Origin of the sequence: Enterococcus sp. DIV0774 (assembly GCF_050539095.1) — a bacterium.
Taxonomy (GTDB): domain Bacteria; phylum Bacillota; class Bacilli; order Lactobacillales; family Enterococcaceae; genus Enterococcus; species Enterococcus faecalis.
Map to the genome: position 1 here is coordinate 1,379,645 of NZ_CP172923.1, position 17,345 is coordinate 1,396,989.

Below are 17,345 nucleotides of genomic sequence, written 5' to 3' on the forward strand. Positions count from 1 at the left end.
CTTGTTAGAAAGAGGTTGCGTCTACTCATTTAAGAGCGAGACCCAACCTCGTTATTTCTTAGTCTGTATAGTACATAATAGCAAAGGCATTTTTTCCTGTATGTGTTGCAATGACTGGATTCGTATGTAATACGGGAATATCCATGTCTTTAAAGATTGCTTGTAATCCTTCTTTGAATCCATTTGCTAGTTCTAGCCCATCCGCATGAGAAATGCCAATTTGTCGAACATTTGGAATCTTACTTAATTCTGATTTCAATTCGTCAAACCATTTATTAAACGTTTTAACGCCTCGGCCTTTCGCTACAGGAATCAATTCCGTATTTTCAAAGTCCATGACAACTTTCATATTAAAAATGTTTGATAATAATCCTGTTGTACGGCTGATTCGTCCACCTTTAACCAAATTATCCAATGTTGAAATGCCAATGTATAATTTGGTATTTTGTTTGACGCGTTCAATTTCAGCTAAAATTTCTGGAACACCCGCTCCCGCTTGTGCCAATTTTGCTGCTTGAATGACTTGGAAAGACAAACCTTGGTCTGTAAAATCGCTATCAATCACCGTTACTTTACTTGATGATAAGTTGCTAGCTTGACGGGCCGCTTCAACCGTTCCACTTAAGCCTTTTGTCATGTGAATCGAAATTACTTCACTGCCATCTTCACCTAAGCGATCATATAATTCTACAAATTCACCAATTGGTGGTTGACTCGTTTTGGGTAAGGCCTTCGCATTAGCCATCATGTCCATAAATTTTTCGCCTGGCAAATGATCATCATCTGGATAAACAACGCCATCAACCATAATTGATAAAGGCATCATATGGATATTTAATTCATCTCTAAGACTTTTTTCCATCGTACATGAAGAATCCGTTACGATTTTAACGTTTGTCATAAATTTATCACTCTTTCTTTAAAAGGAACCTGTTTTCATGGTAGAATACCATTAAACGGTTAATTATCTAGTTATAGTATAACAGACACTGCCGAATTTTTCATCAAATTAAAATAAAGGAAGTGAATTTATTGGAAAAAACGCATTTCTCAAAAAAATACCTAATCGTGAACGAAGTCTTGAATGCAGTTACACATGGCATAGGCGCAGGTTTAAGTATTGCTGGTTTAGTCATTTTACTTGTTAAAGGGGCTCGTTTAGGCTCACCAATTCACGTGGTATCTTATGCTATTTATGGCTCCATGTTGATTCTACTTTTTTTATCTTCAACGTTATTTCATAGTTTAATTTTTACTAGAGCCAAAAAGGTCTTTCAGGTCTTCGATCATAGTTCTATTTTCTTATTGATTGCTGGCAGCTATACGCCGTTTTGCTTAATTAGTATTGGCGGTTGGTTAGGTTGGACCTTGTTCAGTTTAGTCTGGTTAATCGCCATTGTCGGTATTGTCTATAAATCCCTCACGTTGCATAAACAAGAAACAGTGAAAAACATTTCAACGATTATTTATATTGTTTTAGGTTGGCTCTGTATCATCGCTGCTCGTCCGTTATATGAATCTCTTGGATTTACAGGAACAGCGTTATTGGTCGCAGGGGGTGTGTCTTACACATTAGGTGCCGCCTTCTATTCATTGAAAAATGTGCGGTTTATGCATGTGGTTTGGCACTTGTTCGTCATGCTTGCAGCGATTCTCATGTATTTTTCTGTTCTCTTTTATACGTAATCACAGCACAATAAGAACACGATGCTCAAAGCATCGTGTTCTTTTATTGCCCTAAATCTCTTTATTATAAAGGATTATTCTTCTTTTCGAATTATTTTAACATAAATTAGTAGAAAAGACTTTACAAAACGAACATACATTCGTATAATAACAATACGAACACTCGTTCGAATCAAATGAAGAGGTGATACACATGGAAGCAATTCGTCGTGTTGGATTTTTATTTTTTGTATTGGTTATAGGTATTTTTTTGGGAACATTAGGATTACGTCTTGCTTTTATGATCGTGACGCCGTTATTTATTCTTTGGTTTATGTCATGGGATGAGAAGCGTTATACACGTACACGTAAACAACAGCAAGCAAGATACGTTTATCGTAAGTTCCCTTAATAAATAATAAAACGGTGTGTTCCCCCCAAGCTATGCTCCGTTTTTATAAATATGTCAAAGAAAGAGCGAAGGATTAAATTCCTTCGCTCTTTCTAATTAAATTAGATTAGTATTCCATTAAGGTAACAATATCGTAGCCATCAATTTTATCGCGGCCATGTAAATCCATTAATTCAATTAGGAACGCACAACCAACCACAATACCACCTAATTGTTCGACTAATTCGATGGTTGCTTTAATTGTACCACCAGTTGCTAGCAAGTCATCACAAATCAAAACACGTTGACCTGGTGTGATGGCATCTTTGTGCAACGTTAATGTATCTGAACCATATTCTAAGTCATAAGTCACTTCGATGGTTTCACGAGGAAGTTTTCCTTTTTTGCGAACCGGAGCAAAGCCAACCCCTAATTCATAAGCCACTGGACAGCCGACAATAAAGCCACGAGCTTCCGGTCCTACAACCATATCAATTCTTTTTTCTTTCGCGTAATCCACGATTTGTTTCGTTGCTTCACGATAGGCATCCCCATTAGCCATTAATGGAGAAATGTCACGGAACACGATCCCTTTCTCAGGATAATCTGGAATGCTTGCAATGTAATCTCTTAAATCCATTTTTATTTGTCCTCCTCATTCCACAGCCATTGTTGTATTGTTTGACAATCACTGTAAAGTAGAAATTCTTCTGTTTTTATTTTTTTCAATCGTTGTTGGTACACTTGACTTTCAGTCAATGGTCGATTGTCGGGTTTCTCAATACTGTTTAAAACACCGCTTTCTATTGTAACAAATCCTAAGTCAAAAAACACCTGTATCATGAAAATTAATAATTTTTCTTGGATATTTAAGTAATTTGCCACCTTCGATAGCTGAGAACGTAGATTTACTTCTTTTTGCTGCAAAATAAATTTATACAATGTTGCAAATTGTTCACGTGAAGCCATACCGTTTAAATAAGCTTCTTCTGGTGAAATAAACATCATGTATATACGTTGTATCTCAGTTGCTTCAACAATTTCTTTAACCGTGATTGATTCCACAGGACAGTCGACAAAAACCAGTTGTTCGATTTGATTTTGAGAAACAGCTTCCACCAATTCTTCTTGGTTTGACCAAACAATAATATTAGCGGTTGGATCTGAAATGAATTTTTGATTTTTTTCATCAAACAAAAGATAAGCTGTTGCTTCTGAAGGAATTGGTTTCGTTTGATTATTTTTGCCACGAAAATCAAATAATTGTCTTCCAGATACAGCAAAATCAGTCACCATTAATTGTGGTTTCTTACGACCATTCCATTCATTGATGGAAAGTTGGCCTGCCACATCGGCGGTTCCTTGTGCTAGTTCATCCGCTTGAGGCCCCATTTGAAAAGCAATTGCATCCAATTGTGCCCCTTCTTGATTCATTTGAAATTTCAGATGTGTATTATCTGCACCAATTTGCCGAATTTGCGTAGGCGTGATTTCCTTAAATACAAAAGTTGGCACAGTATTATCGGTCCCAAAAGGCGCCAAAATACGCAATTGATCAATAAAAGCAGTCGTTGCCTGCGAAACCGCTAAGCTCTCACTAATAAGTAACTCTTGTCCATTAGCCATATCAATTTGATTTTTTTCAATAAAGTGTGCCAAATGTTCTTGAACAAAAGGAATATTTTCAACAGGTAAAGTCATTCCCGCTGCCATATGATGCCCACCAAAATGAGTGAATTGCTCACGCACTTCGTTCAACGCCTCATAGAGATTCAATGCGCTAATGCTACGTCCAGAGCCTTTAGCGGTCGTACCAGATTCATCTATTGCTAAAATAATGGTTGGTTTCCCCGTTTCTTGCATAATGCGGCCCGCGACAATCCCTAAGACGCCTTCATGCCAGCCTTGTTTCGCTAAAATATGGACCGGCGCATTCGGGTCGATTAAATCCAGCGCTTCTTTGGCAATCGTCGTTACAATGTCTTTTCGTTCATTGTTTTGTTGATCGATATATTTAGCGATTTCCAGCGCTTGTTCTTCATCAAATGTAGTCATCAATTCAACACCTGGTGCGGCTTCCCCTAATCGACCTAATGCGTTTAAACGAGGTCCAATGGTAAAGCCAATTGATTCTTCTGAAACAGCTTCCTTTTTCACACCCGCTTCTTGTAATAAAACGTCTAAACCAATTCGATCACCAGTTTGAATCATTTGAAGGCCCATTTTGACAAACGTTCTATTTTCATCGGTTAATGAAACCAAGTCAGCAATTGTCCCAATTGCTACCAAATCTAATAACTCAATTGGCAATTCACCAAGTAACGCAGTAGCGACTTTGAAAGCCACACCAACACCAGCTAAATCTCCAAAAGGATAGTCACCTTGCGGATGTCTAGGGTGGACAATCGCAAAGGCTTCTGGTAATTGTTCAGGCAATTCATGATGGTCAGTAACGATTACATCTACCCCTTGAGCCATAGCGTAGCTAATTGCTTCATGTCCGGCTACACCATTATCAACGGTTACAATTAATTGGACTCCTTGTTCAATTTGTTCAGCAAATACGTCTTTATTAGGTCCATATCCATGAACAAAACGATTCGGTAGAAAGTACTGAACCATGCCACCGACTAATTCGATTGCTTCTTTCATAACCGTGGTACTAGTGATGCCATCTGCATCATAATCCCCATAGACAAGGATTTGTTCACCCGCTTCGACGGCTTGCTGGATACGGGCTACCGCTTTCTCCATATCATGCATTAAGAACGGATCATAAATATCTTCGATAGTCGGATGTAGAAACTTACGTAATGCTTCTTCTGTCCGGATATTGCGGTGCCATAAAAGTTGGCCAATTAATGGATTAATTTCTTCTTTTTTTAATTGTTCTATAAATTCTACAGGTAATTCTGTCTTTGTCTGTAACTGCCATTGATAGTTTGATTTTTTCACGACGTCACTCCTAACCAAGTAATTATAGCAAAATTTTTCCAAAAACTAAAGAAAGCATTTTTTTAAATCTGAGAAAAAAACTGTGATATCTGTTAGATAAATAGCAGATATCACAGTTTTATTTTAAAAGAAACTTAGCGATAAAGTCTCTTCCTTATTTTTGTTCCTCTTCATTCACACGAGGTTTCACATAACGATCAATACGACTACCTGACACAGGCGTTGCGTCTACTTCTGTGTTTGATGTTTGTTCGTTGACCACTGGTTCTGAGACTTGTGGTGCTGCCGCTTGTTTGGCTTGCAAATCAGCCAATTGATTATCAAAAGAACGTTGAACTTTTTCCGTTTCTTCTTTGACTAATTTATCCATATCATTTTTATAAATATCCAACTCTTTTTGTACAGCTTTTAATTCCTTACGTTGGTTCCAAATGGTGGTTGTGGAGGTTAGTAATCCAACTAGTGCGCCAATAATTGCAGAACCTAAAATAATTAAGATTAACGGTCCACTAATTTTAGTAAAACCAAAGTTTACTGGAACAGCTTGATTATTTAAAACAGCAAAAATAACAACAATTAAGACCAACACAAGGCCCAAAATAACACGCCATTGATTTTTCATGACTTGATCGACTCCTTTATTTTTTATTTAAAATATTTCCCGCTATGAAATCTCCTAAATGTGGAAACAATGTATAAAAGCGGGCAGCTGCTTCCATGACAAACGGACGATTAATCTCACGTCGAGAAGTCCCCATACTCCCAACCACTTCTTTCGCTAATTTCGTAGGGTCCAAAACAATTTTATCCACCGCAGCTAGATAAGTGCCTGTCGGGTCCGCTTTATCAAAGAATTCTGTTTGGATTGGTCCTGGATTGACAGTCGTTACTGCTACACCCAACGGTTTCAATTCTAAACGTAAAGCATTTGAAAAACCTAACACAGCAAATTTCGTTGCAGAATAAACGGTTGATTTAGCTGTAGCCATCTTCCCAGCCATTGAAGCAACGTTGATAATATGTCCTTGCCCAGCTTCAATCATTTTAATAGCTACTTTTTGAGTAAACGTCATCATTCCTAGAACGTTGACATCAAACATTTGGCGTGCAACAGCCAAGTCAATTTCAACAAAATTTTCAAACAAGCCAAAACCAGCATTGTTGACTAAAACATCTATAGGACCAACTTCTGCTGAAATAGCTTCAACCACACGTTCAACACTTTCTGGATCGGCAATATCTAATTGATAAGAAAATGCTTCTCGTCCGCTTAAAGTGGCACACTGCTCGCGAACTTTACCAATCAAATTAATTCTGCGGGCGCAGACAACGACGACCGCTCCTTGTTTAGCTGCTTCATAACAAATTTGTTCACCTAAACCAGCTGAACCTCCAGTTACGACAACGACTTTATTTGTTAAATCCATCTAAGCTCCTCCTTCATTGGCAAATGGAATCTCAATGATATCCATATCTTTCACGATTTTTGTATTGGGGAAAATTTCTTGGGCTTCTTCTTGAAGCTGATAGGCCTCTTTGGTTAAATAACGAGCACTAATATGCGTTAAGATAAGTTGTTTTACTTGCGCTTCTTTTGCAACTTCAGCTGCTTGTTGACTGGTTGAGTGGAAGTAGGCTTTTGCCATTTTTGCTTCGTGTTTATTAAACGTACTTTCATGGACTAAAACATCCGCTCGTCGTGCTAAGGTTACACTATTTTTAGTTTTGCGAGTGTCTCCTAAAATCGTCACGATTCGTCCAGGTTTACGCTCTCCCACAAACGCTTGTCCATTAATTTCCTGTCCATCAAAAACAATCGTTTCACCACGTTTGAGTTTGCCATACAACGGCCCAGAAGGAATCCCTAAAGCTTGAAGTTTCTCTACTTGTAATTCTCCTTCATGCGCTGCTTCCTCAATTCGATAGCCAAAGCTCGTGATGCCATGGTCCAAGATATTACAGCGAACAGTGAATTGTTTATCTTTAAAAATAACGTCATTCTCTTTCGTTAATTCAATAAATTTCAGTGGATAGGACAACCGCGATTGCGAGACCCGTAAAGAAGTCTTGACAAAGTCAGCAATCCCAACTGGTCCATAGATTTCTAAAGGTTCTGTCCCGCCCTGAAAAGAACGACTACTTAACAAACCAGGTAAACCAAAAATATGATCGCCATGTAAATGTGTAATAAAAATCTTTTCAATTTTTCTTGGGCGAATACTACTTTTTAAAATTTGCAATTGAGTCCCTTCCCCACAATCGAAGAGCCAAACTGCATTTCGTTCATCTAATAATTTCAACGCAATTCCTGTGACATTGCGATGTTTTGCTGGCACACCAGCGCCTGTTCCTAAAAATTGTATTTCCATCTGCTACCATACTTTCTTTTAAACTTCCTTTTTATTTTAGAAGAAGTTTGCTCCTTTAGCAAATAATAATTTATCTATTTTCTCAAAGTTTTCTTCTTATTTTACCGTATTTTACGATAAAATAACAAAAAATTAGCAAACTACCATAAAAAACCGTGATTTCTTAGTATTTTAAAAGACTGTTTCCCTTTATTCAGAAAACAGTCTTTGATCCTTATTCTTCTTTCGATGTCGCTTCTTTATGTTGTTCTTTTTTTGCTTGCCACGATTGTTTCGCTTCATTTGCAACTTCGTTCGCATCGTTAATTTCTTGTTGGACTTCCTCTAAATCAAGCCGCGTGATTTCGCCACCTAAGTCAAACATAACCAACTGGTTGAGTGGACGGTTGTCTTCTTCTTCTGCAATTAATAACAATCCCGTTTGTCCTTCATCAATCTTTTGAATCACATGTTCAAAAACCGTTTGTGCTTCTTGAATTTCTTTGGCGTCTTTGCTTGCACCATACATACTTCCAGCAAACCAGCCAAAAAGAATGCCCAGAGGACCACCTAATATGCCTACTAGCATTCCAATCATGCTATCTTTTGATGTATGATTGTTGCCTGTAAAATCGATAAAATCATTGATTTTAAATTGATGCTGGCCATCATTAACATGCGTAACAACCGCCATTTGCTCACCTTTAAGCTGTCTTTCTGCCTGCATCTTTTTTATTTCGGAAAATGCTTGGTACGATTTACTTTCAATATCAAAGTTCATAATGATAATTCGTTTTGCCATACAAATCGCTCCTTTATTCTGGATACATCTATTTTAGCAAGAAAGGCCTGTCTCTAGCAATGAAAACTTTTTGGTTATGTATAAAAAAAGAAGATAGCTAGGCTACCTCCTTGTTAATGCTTATTTACCATCAAGAATATTTAAACGGACCTTTTTCGGACCATCGATACGTACACTATAAACAATTGTCCGAATTGCTTTTGCAACACGCCCTTGTTTACCAATGATACGTCCAATATCTTCTTTGGCCACAGTCAAATTATACTCGAGGAAATCAGTTGATTCCTCAATTTCTAATGAGACTGCTTCAGGTTGACTGACTAACGGACGGACAATAGTTAAAATTAACTCTTTCACATCTGCCATATTCAATCACCTTATTTCTTAACGTTTTTAGCTTCATGATGTTTTTTCATAACGCCTTCTTTTGAAAGGATGTTACGAACTGTATCAGAAGGTTGCGCACCTTTAGATAACCAATCTAAAACTAAATCTTCTTTTAAAACTACTTCTGCAGGGTCTTTCAAAGGGTTGTAAGTACCTACAGTTTCGATGAAACGTCCATCACGAGGAGAACGAGAATCAGCTACTACAATACGGTAAAAAGGACTCTTTTTAGAACCCATACGTTTTAAACGAATTTTAACTGCCATTATTAAATACACCTCCATTAACTTAATCACAAGAGTTAGTTTAACAGATTAACAACAACCTGTAAAGAGTTTTTTCTTGACACCTTTACTTTTTTTCAATTTTTTTAGCCAATTTGCAGGAAAACAAACGAAATAATGAAGAATTTTTACAAAATTTGATAATAGTTGTACTGGTTTCTCACTTGAAAGCCTTCTGTTTGATAGAGATGAAGCGCTGCTTGATTTTCTGTTTCAACTTCTAAAAAAATAGTCGCTGAGGCTGACTTTTCTAAAATCATTCGGAGCGCAGACTGTAACACTTGACGGCCAAGACCGCGACCTCGTTGCGTTTTTGTCACAACAAAGCCATAAATCCCCCATTCGTTTTCAAAATGATCCAAACGTAGCGTGGCTAAAAGTTGATTGTTTTCTTTATAAATAAGTGTTCGTTGAAGGTCCTCCGGCAAAGGCGTACCTTCGAGTAACCTAGCCAAGGAATCCAAATCAGCCACTTGCGGTCGGAGAAGTGTCAGCTTCGCCAACTCCTGTGAGTAAGTTTTTCCTTGAAAAACCAGATACTGTTCTGAAAAAGCTGGCATAATTCCTTGTCTATTAAAATAATTCAGGCCAACAGATTGCTTGTCGTCCATCACGAGAAAGACTTCTTTCATTCCCCACAAAGCTGCTTGCTTTTCGAGTTCTTGAACAAGTTCTTCAAAAAATGGCCCTACATTTGGCGCAACAATCGTCGCTTCCAAGGTTTCCCCATCAAAACAATACCCTACGATATATGCTTGAATGGTTTGTTCCTTCCTGTATAAACCATAATAAGTATAAGCTGATTCCTCAGGAAATGTTTGTTCCAATTTATAAAAAGTTCCTTGTTTAATCATTTCCTTGTTTCTTAATTCAGTCAATGTTTGTTTCTCCAACGGTGTTAACTGTCGGCGCCAATTTATTTTTTTATTCAAGCAGTTGCTCCTTTAATCATCCTTTTACTAGCTATTATACGTGAAGTTACGAAGTTCAACAATGTACAAGGATAAAACGTTTGCGCTTTTTTCGAAAAAGTACTATCATAAAGTAAGTAAAAGAAAAATGGAGGGATTTACATGACAAAAAAAATTGGTATTTTTGTAGGGAGTTTAAGAAAAGATTCATTTAACAAATTGGTAGCAAAAACAATGGCGGACTTATTTCCAGCTGATTTCGAACCTGTTTTTATTAACATTGGTGATTTAGAATTATACAATCAAGATTTGGATGATGAAGGAACCCCCACCGAAGCTTGGACAACATTCCGTGAAGAAGTCAAACAAGTAGATGGTGTGATGTTTGTAACACCAGAATATAACCGTTCAGTACCAGCTGTTTTAAAAAATGCATTGGATGTCGGTTCACGTCCGTATGGCGAAAGCGTTTGGGATAAAAAACCAGGACTTGTGGTGAGTGTTTCACCAGGTGCAATTAGCGGATTTGGTGCGAACCATCATTTAAGACAATCATTAGTCTTCTTAAATGTTCCAACTTTACAACAACCTGAAGCCTATATTGGCGGTATTACGAACTTAATTGGTGAAGATGGTAAAATTATTGATGGCACTGTTGGCTTCTTACAATCAATTGTAGATGCTTACGTGGATTTCTTTAATCGCTTAACTGCCTAATTGAATCAATCGAGAAAAAGTGAGGCAACTTTTTACAGGTTGTCTCACTTTTTTTATTTTTTTACTTGACCCTCTCGTTACGTAAAGGTTTATGATAGATTTTGTCAGGAGGAATGAATGATGGAATATACAATTAAAAAAATGGCTTCACTATCTGGCGTCAGTGCACGGACGTTACGATATTATGATGAAATTGGTCTTCTTCAACCAGCCAGAATTAATTCTTCTGGTTATCGAATTTACGGGCAAGCCGAGGTGAATCGTTTGCAACAAATTCTTTTTTACCGTGAATTGGATCTGAAACTAGATGAAATTAAAGAAATTTTGGAGCAACCTGACTTTAATGTTGAACAGGCTTTATACGAGCATCAACAAAAACTATTGGAAAAGCGCAATGAAATTGATTGTCTTTTAGCCTCTGTTCAACAAACCTTACACCATTACAAAGGAGAGATAAACATGTCAGATCAGCAAAAATTCGAAGCATTCAAACAACAACGAGTTCAAGAAAACGAAGAAAAATATGGTAAAGAGATTCGGGAAAAATATGGCAACGAAACGATTGAACAAGCCAACAAAAAATATTTAAACTTGACGGAAAAAGACATGCAAGCAATGCAGAACGTGGAAAAAGATTTATTTTCTAAGTTAGCCATGTATCAAAAATCACCCAAGTTGACTAGTCAACTTGCGCAAGAAATTTTCCAATTACACAAAGATTGGTTAATGTACTCTTGGTCAAGCTATTCGCCAGAAGCACACAAAGGGTTAGGCCTTATGTATGTTGGCGATGAACGATTTACGTCATATTATGAACAACACGGCGCTGGTTTTGCCGAAGCGTTAAACGCAATTATCCAAAACTACGCTTAAACAGAAAGTGCGCCATTAGTCTCTTCGACTGATGGCGCACTTTCTGTTTCTTCCAATAATTAACTAAAGCCTGTTTATCTTTTTTTCTTTTTCTTCTTTTTGTTTTTCTTCATCATACGATTCATGGCCATTTTACCTAGCTTGCCTTTAACGCCGCCACCTAGCATTTGATCCATACCAGGAATGTTCATATCCCCTTTGGACATTTGTTGCATCATTTTTTTGGATTCTTTAAATTGTTTAATCATACGATTGACTTCAACCACACTATTTCCTGAACCAGCTGCAATTCTGCGGCGGCGACTAGGATTTAATAGATCAGGATTTTCACGTTCTGCAGGGGTCATTGATAAGACCATCGCCCGTTTCCGTGCCACATCTTTTGGATCGACTTTGACATTTTCAATACCAGGCATGTTACTCATCCCAGGGATCATTTTTAATAAGTCTTCAATCGGTCCCATGCCCATAACTTGATCCAATTGCTCAATGAAATCGTTAAAGTCAAAACTGTTTTCTTTCATTTTTTGAGCAAGTTCTTCTGCTTTTTTCTCATCGTAATCTTGTTGCGCTTTTTCAATTAGCGTCAACATGTCCCCCATACCTAGGATACGACTCGACATACGATCGGGATGGAAAATTTCTAAATCGGTTAATTTTTCACCAGAACCGACAAATTTAATCGGAGCGCCCGTTACTGCCCGAATTGACAGCGCAGCCCCCCCACGAGTATCGCCGTCCATTTTGGTAATAACAACCCCAGTAATTCCAAGCTGTTCATTAAAACTATCTGCAACGTTGACAGCATCTTGCCCCGTCATCGCATCAACAACTAACAGAATTTCATTGGGATTAGCCAACTCTTTAATTTGTTTCAATTCGTCCATTAAAGCTTCATCAATGTGTAAACGGCCGGCCGTATCAATTAAGACATAATCATTTTTCTTTTCTTTTGCTAACGCTAACCCTTGACGAACAATTTCCACTGGATTAGCATCGGTTCCCATATCAAAAACGGGAACTTCTAATTGTTGACCTAAAACCTTCAACTGATCAATCGCTGCTGGACGATAAACGTCACCAGCGATTAAAAGCGGACGAGCGTTTTCAGTTTTCATTAAGTGTTTGGCTAATTTACCAGTAAAAGTTGTTTTACCAGCCCCTTGTAACCCTGTCATCATAATCACTGTCGGGATTTTTGGAGATTTATTCAGTTCAACCGTTTCTGAACCTAACGTTTTCGTTAATTCTTCATCAACAATTTTTACAATTTGTTGGGCTGGTGATAAGCTTTCTAATACTTCGACTCCTACTGCCCGTTCTCTGACGCGTTTTGTGAAATCTTTGACCACTTGTAAATTAACGTCGGCTTCTAATAAAGCCAAACGGATTTCTCGCATCATTTCTTTTACGTCGGCTTCGGAAACTTTTCCCTTACGACGGATTTTACTCATTGCCTGTTGTAGGCGGTTTGTTAAACTCTCAAAAGCCATAGTTTCATTCCTCTATTTCTTGAATTTGTTCAATATATTTTTTGATTTCACTATCTTTGGGATAAGTTTCTTGAACATACTGCTGTAGCTGTTCAAGATATTCTTTCCGTACAACATAGTTTGAATAAAGATGTAACTTTTTTTCGTATTCTTCTAAAATTTTTTCGGTTCGTTTAATGTTATCATAAACCGCTTGGCGACTAACCTCATATTCTTCCGCAATTTCTCCTAAAGAAAAGTCATCAGCATAGTAAAGCTCCATATAATTCATCTGCTTTTCCGTTAATAATGTCGAATAAAATTCAAATAACGCATTCATGCGGTTTGTTTTTTCCATTTCCATGAGCCGTGCTCCCATCTTCAATCCCTTATAGGTTACCGATTTCATAGGGAATAGTCAATCTTTTTTTACTAAGTTTTTACCTTTTAAAAAGAAATGTCCGCAAGTTGCCATGTTTCTTCAGAATAAACGGTCATTCCTTGTTGAATAAAATAAGCAGTTGCGACTCCAACTCCAGCTTTTTTAATGCCAGAAAATTGTCCATCATAAATCAGCTGGCTGCCACAGCTGGGACTTTTTTCTTTCAAGATCAAGGTTGTAATTTGTTGAGTTTTTAATTTTTGATACGCGCGCTGTGCCCCTGCTTTAAACGCCTCAGTGACATCTTCCCCATTATCCGTATATACATAAGCAGTATTCGCCCAAACATCAAAGCCGTCCCCGCCAATGATTTCTGCTGGCGGACGTGGAATGGGCAACTCTCCTAAAACTTCGGGACAAATCATTATTGCTTTTCCATTAGTTACAAGTTGTTTTAACGCTTCTTGTTCTTGAGATTTTCCATCGTAACGGCAACAAATCCCACCTAAGCAACTACTAATACCAATCATTCGCTTCTCCTCATTTCATTTCTCTATTATACCATGAGTTGACTTTTCTCAAAAGTAGCATTCTCGCTTACTTTAAAGTACGTTCTTCCTCTAAAAATATGTTAAACTAACAATAGTGAAATATACACTTATTTTCAGAAATTTCTTGAAGGAGTTATGTAAATGAAAAAAGTTCTTGTCGTCGATGATGAACCATCGATTTTAACTTTGTTAACCTTTAATTTGGAAAAAGAAGGCTATCAGGTGACTACTTCCGAAGATGGTAAAAACGGCTTCGAATTAGCTTTGTCTAATCAATATGATTTTATAATTTTAGATGTAATGCTTCCTGGTATGGATGGCTTAGAAATTACCAAAGCACTTCGTCGAGAAAAAATTGACACGCCTATTTTGATTTTAACTGCCAAAGATGAACAAGTAGATAAAATCATCGGCTTAGAAATTGGGGCAGATGATTATTTAACAAAACCTTTTAGTCCCAGAGAAGTCCTAGCACGCATGAAAGCTATTTTTCGTCGTTTAAAACCTACCACGACCGAACCGCTTCAAGAGGACACACCTAAAGCTCCGCTTGTGATTGGCGAGATTCGTGTGGATGAACAAAATTATGAAGTTTTTGTGCGCAATCAGCCCATTGAACTAACACCGAAAGAATTTGAATTACTCGTTTACTTTATGAAACGCAAAGATCGGGTCATTAATCGGGAAACCTTGTTGGAACGAATTTGGCAATATGACTTCGCTGGACAAAGTCGCATCGTCGATGTCCACATTAGTCATTTACGTGATAAAATCGAGCCCGATCCTAAACGGCCCGTTTACTTAGTAACTGTCCGTGGCTTTGGCTACCGTTTTCAGGAGCCAAAACGATGAAAAAGAGACTGCGGATTGAATATTTTTTAGTTGCGGCAGTCATGCTTTTATTATTTGTCGGGAGTATTGCAGCGACCAATTTTTTCTTTCAAAAAGAAATGGTTGCTCAGCAAGAAACCTATTTAAGAAGAAAAAATACCCTTTTAACAGACCAGTTGCCCCCTTCCGTTTTCGAAAAAGGGCAACTGACAAACCAACAACAACTCCTTGTCACCCATGCGTTAGATGATGCAGAAGAACGGGTAACTTTGTTGCAAAAAAATGGTACCGTCTTTTTTGACAGCAGCCAAAATGAACCGCTAGAGTCGCACAAAAAACGACCTGAAATCGCTGCGGTTCTATCAGGAGCTGCCTATGGTTCAGCTTTACGAAAGAGTAAAACGTTAAATAAAGAACTTCTGTACGTTGCCACGCCTGTTTTAAAATCAGGAGAAATCGTTGGCATTATTCGGATTTCGGAACAAACCGCGCTATTTTCTAAAAATATCCAATCTTTTCGTCGCTATATTATCTTTACATTTGGCATCTTGTTCCTACTAATTACCTTGTTTATCTTTTTATTGTTACGGCAAAAAAATCAACCGCTAGTGACTGTCTTACCGATTCTTAAACGAATGCTTAAACATCCAGATGAAAATCGATCCATTATCCAGCAATCTTCTGAATGGAATGAACTTTACGAAACTATTAACTTACTGAGTCAACAAGTAAGTCAAACGTATAAAGCGTATACGTCTGCGGATGAGCAATTTCACGAACTTTTAGATGAGTTGATGATTGGTGTCTTTATCATTGATACGCAAGGACGGCTTCGTCTGTTGAACCCTAAAATGCAGGAAATGTTAGGACTCTCTGCTAAAAATATGCAAAGCAATTATCTTGAAGTGATTCAAGACGCCGATTTGATTCATTTAATCCATCAAGTCGTTGCTGAAAAAAACAGTTTACATCAAGAAATCACTGTGACACAAGGACCCACACCTTTACGCTTAGATCTTTCTCTTCGTTACTTGGATGATCAAAGCGCCAATGATTATCAAGTGTTAGGAATTGCCTATGATTTAACGCGCGTTCGCCAACTAGAAAAAATGCAAAAAGATTTTGTATCAAACGTGTCTCATGAATTAAAAACGCCTGTCACTTCTCTTTTGGGCTTTACCGAGACACTCATAGACGGTGCCAAAGAAGATCCGGAAGTCCTTGATCAATTTTTGCACATCATGCAAAAAGATGCCCAGCGTCTGCAACAATTAATTCAAGAAATTTTAGAACTTTCTCGGGGCAGCGCAACAATTCCTTATGCAGAACAAGAAATTACTTTAGAAAAATTTATTACAGAAATTCTCGGCTCTTATCAGCAACAATTGGTAGCAAAACAGCTGAAAACAGTCGTTCATGGTCTGCCAGAGAGCCAGTTTTTCACCAAATACGAATTGTTTTATCCAATCGTGAAGAATCTAATTGAAAATGCCATTCAGTATTCCCAAGAAAATGGTCAGATTACTATTTCTTATGCTATAGAAAATCAGCAATTACGTTTATCTGTTCAAGATACTGGCATTGGCATTAGTCAAAAAGACCAAGAACGGATCTTTGAACGGTTCTATCGTGTCGATAAAGCACGTAGCCGTCATTCTGGTGGCACCGGTCTAGGTCTAGCTATTGTCCAAAATTACACAGAATTATTAGGCGGTAAAATCGCCATTGATAGTCACTTAGGCTTAGGGACCACTTTTACAATCACCTTGCCTTTAACAAAAAAAGAAGCCTAAAAAAACTCAGCCAATCCTGTTTATTGGCTGAGTTTTTTTGTTTATTTTTCAGTTACTTTTCCATTTACATCACGTTCTACTTGCATATCTGTGATGGCTAAATAACCTAAGTCTTTGACAATTGTTTTTTGAACATCATCGGTGACCATATAGTCTAAGAAGGATTTTACATCTTTATTAGGCTCCCCTTTTGTATACATATGTTCATAAGACCAGATTTTCCATGAATTGTCTTTCACGTGTTCTTCTTTTGGTTCAACACCATCAATGCTTAAGGCAACGGTGGAATCATCCATATAAGAAAAAGCTAAATAGCTGATTGCTCCTGGTGTTTGTTCAACAATTTTACGAACTGTTCCCGAAGAATCTTGTTCTTGTGATTGAACTGGTTTAGCTCCATCTAAGCCCCATTTTTCAAATGTTGCTCGGGTGCCACTTCCGTTTGCGCGGTTTATTACGACGATTTCTTGATCTTTGCCGCCCACTTCTTTCCAGTTTTTGACTTTGCCAGTAAAGACATCAATCAATTGTTGCTTCGTTAAATTCTTCACGCCGACTTCTTTGTTGACCACTGGTCCCATACCAACCACGGCCACCCGATGATCAACTAATTTAGAGGCATCCACGCCATCTTTCTCTTCGGCAAACACATCGGAATTTCCAATGGTCACTGCGCCATCTGCAACTTGCGAAAGTCCTGTTCCGCTGCCGCCACCTTGGACAGAAACTGTATAATTGGGATGTTCTTGTGTAAATTGATCTTTCGCAGCATCTACTAACGGTTGTAAAGCGGTGGAACCAACAGCGACAATTTTAACTGGTTTGTTACTATCCGCTTCGCTGGATTTTTCAGTTGTGCCTCCTTGAGCTCCGCACCCAGTTAATAATAACCCTAGACTCAGCATAGTTGCTGCAATTACACGTTTTTTCATCTTTGCACTTCCTTTTCAATTAGTTACAAGTTTAGTCTACCAAGACTCTGT

Annotated in this window: 20 protein-coding genes; 6 read left to right on the forward strand and 14 right to left on the reverse strand. The window is 37.8% G+C overall.

The window, feature by feature from the left end; translation table 11 throughout:
- Positions 1-58: 58 nt before the first annotated feature.
- Positions 59-901, reverse strand: coding sequence for a DegV family protein (locus IGL86_RS06735; RefSeq protein ID WP_002357444.1), 843 nt, complete (start codon positions 899-901; stop codon positions 59-61).
- A gap of 131 nt (positions 902-1,032) precedes the next feature.
- On the opposite strand from IGL86_RS06735, the gene trhA reads away from it, so the two are divergent.
- Positions 1,033-1,686 (forward strand): PAQR family membrane homeostasis protein TrhA, encoded by a 654-nt coding sequence (gene trhA, locus IGL86_RS06740; protein WP_002357443.1) that lies wholly within the window; start codon positions 1,033-1,035, stop codon positions 1,684-1,686.
- Between the two features lie 193 nt (positions 1,687-1,879).
- Positions 1,880-2,077, forward strand: a complete 198-nt coding sequence (locus tag IGL86_RS06745; protein ID WP_002360203.1) for a hypothetical protein — start codon at positions 1,880-1,882, stop codon at positions 2,075-2,077.
- 106 nt (positions 2,078-2,183) lie between these two features.
- Here the strand turns inward: IGL86_RS06745 and IGL86_RS06750 are convergent, their stop codons facing one another.
- From IGL86_RS06750 to IGL86_RS06790, 9 genes are all read right to left on the reverse strand, one after another.
- A complete protein-coding gene (locus IGL86_RS06750; protein WP_002357441.1) occupies positions 2,184-2,696 on the reverse strand; it encodes an adenine phosphoribosyltransferase in 513 nt (170 codons plus the stop codon).
- Positions 2,697-2,698: 2 nt separating this feature from the next.
- A complete protein-coding gene (gene recJ / locus IGL86_RS06755) occupies positions 2,699-5,011 on the reverse strand; it encodes a single-stranded-DNA-specific exonuclease RecJ (protein WP_010707541.1) in 2,313 nt (770 codons plus the stop codon).
- A 154-nt stretch (positions 5,012-5,165) separates the two neighbouring features.
- Positions 5,166-5,633: a LapA family protein gene (locus IGL86_RS06760; RefSeq protein WP_010707540.1), complete on the reverse strand. Its 468-nt coding sequence runs from the start codon at positions 5,631-5,633 to the stop codon at positions 5,166-5,168.
- 16 nt (positions 5,634-5,649) lie between these two features.
- Entirely contained in the window at positions 5,650-6,438 is a 789-nt protein-coding gene (locus IGL86_RS06765) for an SDR family NAD(P)-dependent oxidoreductase (protein WP_010823712.1), read from the reverse strand.
- Complete coding sequence (gene rnz, locus IGL86_RS06770; RefSeq protein WP_002360200.1) at positions 6,439-7,380, reverse strand: ribonuclease Z; 942 nt, start codon at positions 7,378-7,380, stop codon at positions 6,439-6,441. It lies immediately after the preceding gene.
- A 214-nt stretch (positions 7,381-7,594) separates the two neighbouring features.
- A complete protein-coding gene (locus IGL86_RS06775; RefSeq protein ID WP_002357436.1) occupies positions 7,595-8,161 on the reverse strand; it encodes a hypothetical protein in 567 nt (188 codons plus the stop codon).
- 120 nt (positions 8,162-8,281) lie between these two features.
- Positions 8,282-8,527 (reverse strand): KH domain-containing protein, encoded by a 246-nt coding sequence (locus tag IGL86_RS06780; RefSeq protein ID WP_002357435.1) that lies wholly within the window; start codon positions 8,525-8,527, stop codon positions 8,282-8,284.
- 11 nt (positions 8,528-8,538) lie between these two features.
- Entirely contained in the window at positions 8,539-8,814 is a 276-nt protein-coding gene (gene rpsP / locus IGL86_RS06785) for a 30S ribosomal protein S16 (protein ID WP_002357434.1), read from the reverse strand.
- A 146-nt stretch (positions 8,815-8,960) separates the two neighbouring features.
- A complete protein-coding gene (locus IGL86_RS06790) occupies positions 8,961-9,764 on the reverse strand; it encodes a GNAT family N-acetyltransferase (protein ID WP_010707536.1) in 804 nt (267 codons plus the stop codon).
- Between the two features lie 141 nt (positions 9,765-9,905).
- On the opposite strand from IGL86_RS06790, the gene IGL86_RS06795 reads away from it, so the two are divergent.
- On the forward strand, positions 9,906-10,460 hold the full coding sequence (locus tag IGL86_RS06795) for an NADPH-dependent FMN reductase (protein WP_002357432.1): 555 nt from the start codon (positions 9,906-9,908) through the stop codon (positions 10,458-10,460).
- Positions 10,461-10,577: 117 nt separating this feature from the next.
- Positions 10,578-11,333, forward strand: a complete 756-nt coding sequence (locus IGL86_RS06800) for a MerR family transcriptional regulator (protein WP_161633948.1) — start codon at positions 10,578-10,580, stop codon at positions 11,331-11,333.
- Between the two features lie 74 nt (positions 11,334-11,407).
- Here the strand turns inward: IGL86_RS06800 and ffh are convergent, their stop codons facing one another.
- The 3 genes from ffh to IGL86_RS06815 form a co-directional block, all read right to left on the reverse strand.
- Positions 11,408-12,826 (reverse strand): signal recognition particle protein, encoded by a 1,419-nt coding sequence (gene ffh, locus IGL86_RS06805; RefSeq protein WP_002360194.1) that lies wholly within the window; start codon positions 12,824-12,826, stop codon positions 11,408-11,410.
- A 4-nt stretch (positions 12,827-12,830) separates the two neighbouring features.
- The gene (locus IGL86_RS06810; protein WP_002357429.1) at positions 12,831-13,169 is read right to left on the reverse strand and encodes a putative DNA-binding protein; all 339 of its coding nucleotides are present in this window, start codon (positions 13,167-13,169) and stop codon (positions 12,831-12,833) included.
- 83 nt (positions 13,170-13,252) lie between these two features.
- A complete protein-coding gene (locus IGL86_RS06815) occupies positions 13,253-13,717 on the reverse strand; it encodes a DUF523 domain-containing protein (RefSeq protein ID WP_002357428.1) in 465 nt (154 codons plus the stop codon).
- Between the two features lie 162 nt (positions 13,718-13,879).
- On the opposite strand from IGL86_RS06815, the gene IGL86_RS06820 reads away from it, so the two are divergent.
- Both IGL86_RS06820 and pnpS read left to right on the forward strand, forming a co-directional pair.
- Entirely contained in the window at positions 13,880-14,590 is a 711-nt protein-coding gene (locus IGL86_RS06820; RefSeq protein WP_002360193.1) for a response regulator transcription factor, read from the forward strand.
- Positions 14,587-16,362, forward strand: a complete 1,776-nt coding sequence (gene pnpS, locus IGL86_RS06825; protein ID WP_010713362.1) for a two-component system histidine kinase PnpS — start codon at positions 14,587-14,589, stop codon at positions 16,360-16,362. The genes IGL86_RS06820 and pnpS overlap by 4 nt, the downstream gene beginning before the upstream one ends.
- A 41-nt stretch (positions 16,363-16,403) precedes the next feature.
- On the opposite strand, the gene IGL86_RS06830 is transcribed toward pnpS, so the two are convergent.
- Positions 16,404-17,294 carry a phosphate ABC transporter substrate-binding protein PstS family protein gene (locus IGL86_RS06830; RefSeq protein ID WP_033625545.1) on the reverse strand — a complete coding sequence of 297 codons (891 nt, stop codon included), beginning with the start codon at positions 17,292-17,294 and terminating at the stop codon, positions 16,404-16,406.
- Between the last annotated feature and the right edge of the window lie 51 nt (positions 17,295-17,345).

Bases quoted from the DNA above. Each gene is read 5' to 3' on its own strand.
- IGL86_RS06735 (WP_002357444.1), bottom strand. From the start codon at position 901: ATGACAAACGTTAAAATCGTAACGGATTCTTCATGTACGATGGAAAAA.
- IGL86_RS06745 (WP_002360203.1), top strand. From the start codon at position 1,880: ATGGAAGCAATTCGTCGTGTTGGATTTTTATTTTTTGTATTGGTTATA.
- IGL86_RS06750 (WP_002357441.1), bottom strand. From the start codon at position 2,696: ATGGATTTAAGAGATTACATTGCAAGCATTCCAGATTATCCTGAGAAA.
- IGL86_RS06760 (WP_010707540.1), bottom strand. From the start codon at position 5,633: ATGAAAAATCAATGGCGTGTTATTTTGGGCCTTGTGTTGGTCTTAATT.
- IGL86_RS06765 (WP_010823712.1), bottom strand. From the start codon at position 6,438: ATGGATTTAACAAATAAAGTCGTTGTCGTAACTGGAGGTTCAGCTGGT.
- rnz (WP_002360200.1), bottom strand. From the start codon at position 7,380: ATGGAAATACAATTTTTAGGAACAGGCGCTGGTGTGCCAGCAAAACAT.
- IGL86_RS06775 (WP_002357436.1), bottom strand. From the start codon at position 8,161: ATGGCAAAACGAATTATCATTATGAACTTTGATATTGAAAGTAAATCG.
- IGL86_RS06780 (WP_002357435.1), bottom strand. From the start codon at position 8,527: ATGGCAGATGTGAAAGAGTTAATTTTAACTATTGTCCGTCCGTTAGTC.
- rpsP (WP_002357434.1), bottom strand. From the start codon at position 8,814: ATGGCAGTTAAAATTCGTTTAAAACGTATGGGTTCTAAAAAGAGTCCT.
- IGL86_RS06795 (WP_002357432.1), top strand. From the start codon at position 9,906: ATGACAAAAAAAATTGGTATTTTTGTAGGGAGTTTAAGAAAAGATTCA.
- IGL86_RS06800 (WP_161633948.1), top strand. From the start codon at position 10,578: ATGATGGAATATACAATTAAAAAAATGGCTTCACTATCTGGCGTCAGT.
- ffh (WP_002360194.1), bottom strand. From the start codon at position 12,826: ATGGCTTTTGAGAGTTTAACAAACCGCCTACAACAGGCAATGAGTAAA.
- IGL86_RS06810 (WP_002357429.1), bottom strand. From the start codon at position 13,169: ATGGAAATGGAAAAAACAAACCGCATGAATGCGTTATTTGAATTTTAT.
- IGL86_RS06815 (WP_002357428.1), bottom strand. From the start codon at position 13,717: ATGATTGGTATTAGTAGTTGCTTAGGTGGGATTTGTTGCCGTTACGAT.
- IGL86_RS06820 (WP_002360193.1), top strand. From the start codon at position 13,880: ATGAAAAAAGTTCTTGTCGTCGATGATGAACCATCGATTTTAACTTTG.
- pnpS (WP_010713362.1), top strand. From the start codon at position 14,587: ATGAAAAAGAGACTGCGGATTGAATATTTTTTAGTTGCGGCAGTCATG.
- IGL86_RS06830 (WP_033625545.1), bottom strand. From the start codon at position 17,294: ATGAAAAAACGTGTAATTGCAGCAACTATGCTGAGTCTAGGGTTATTA.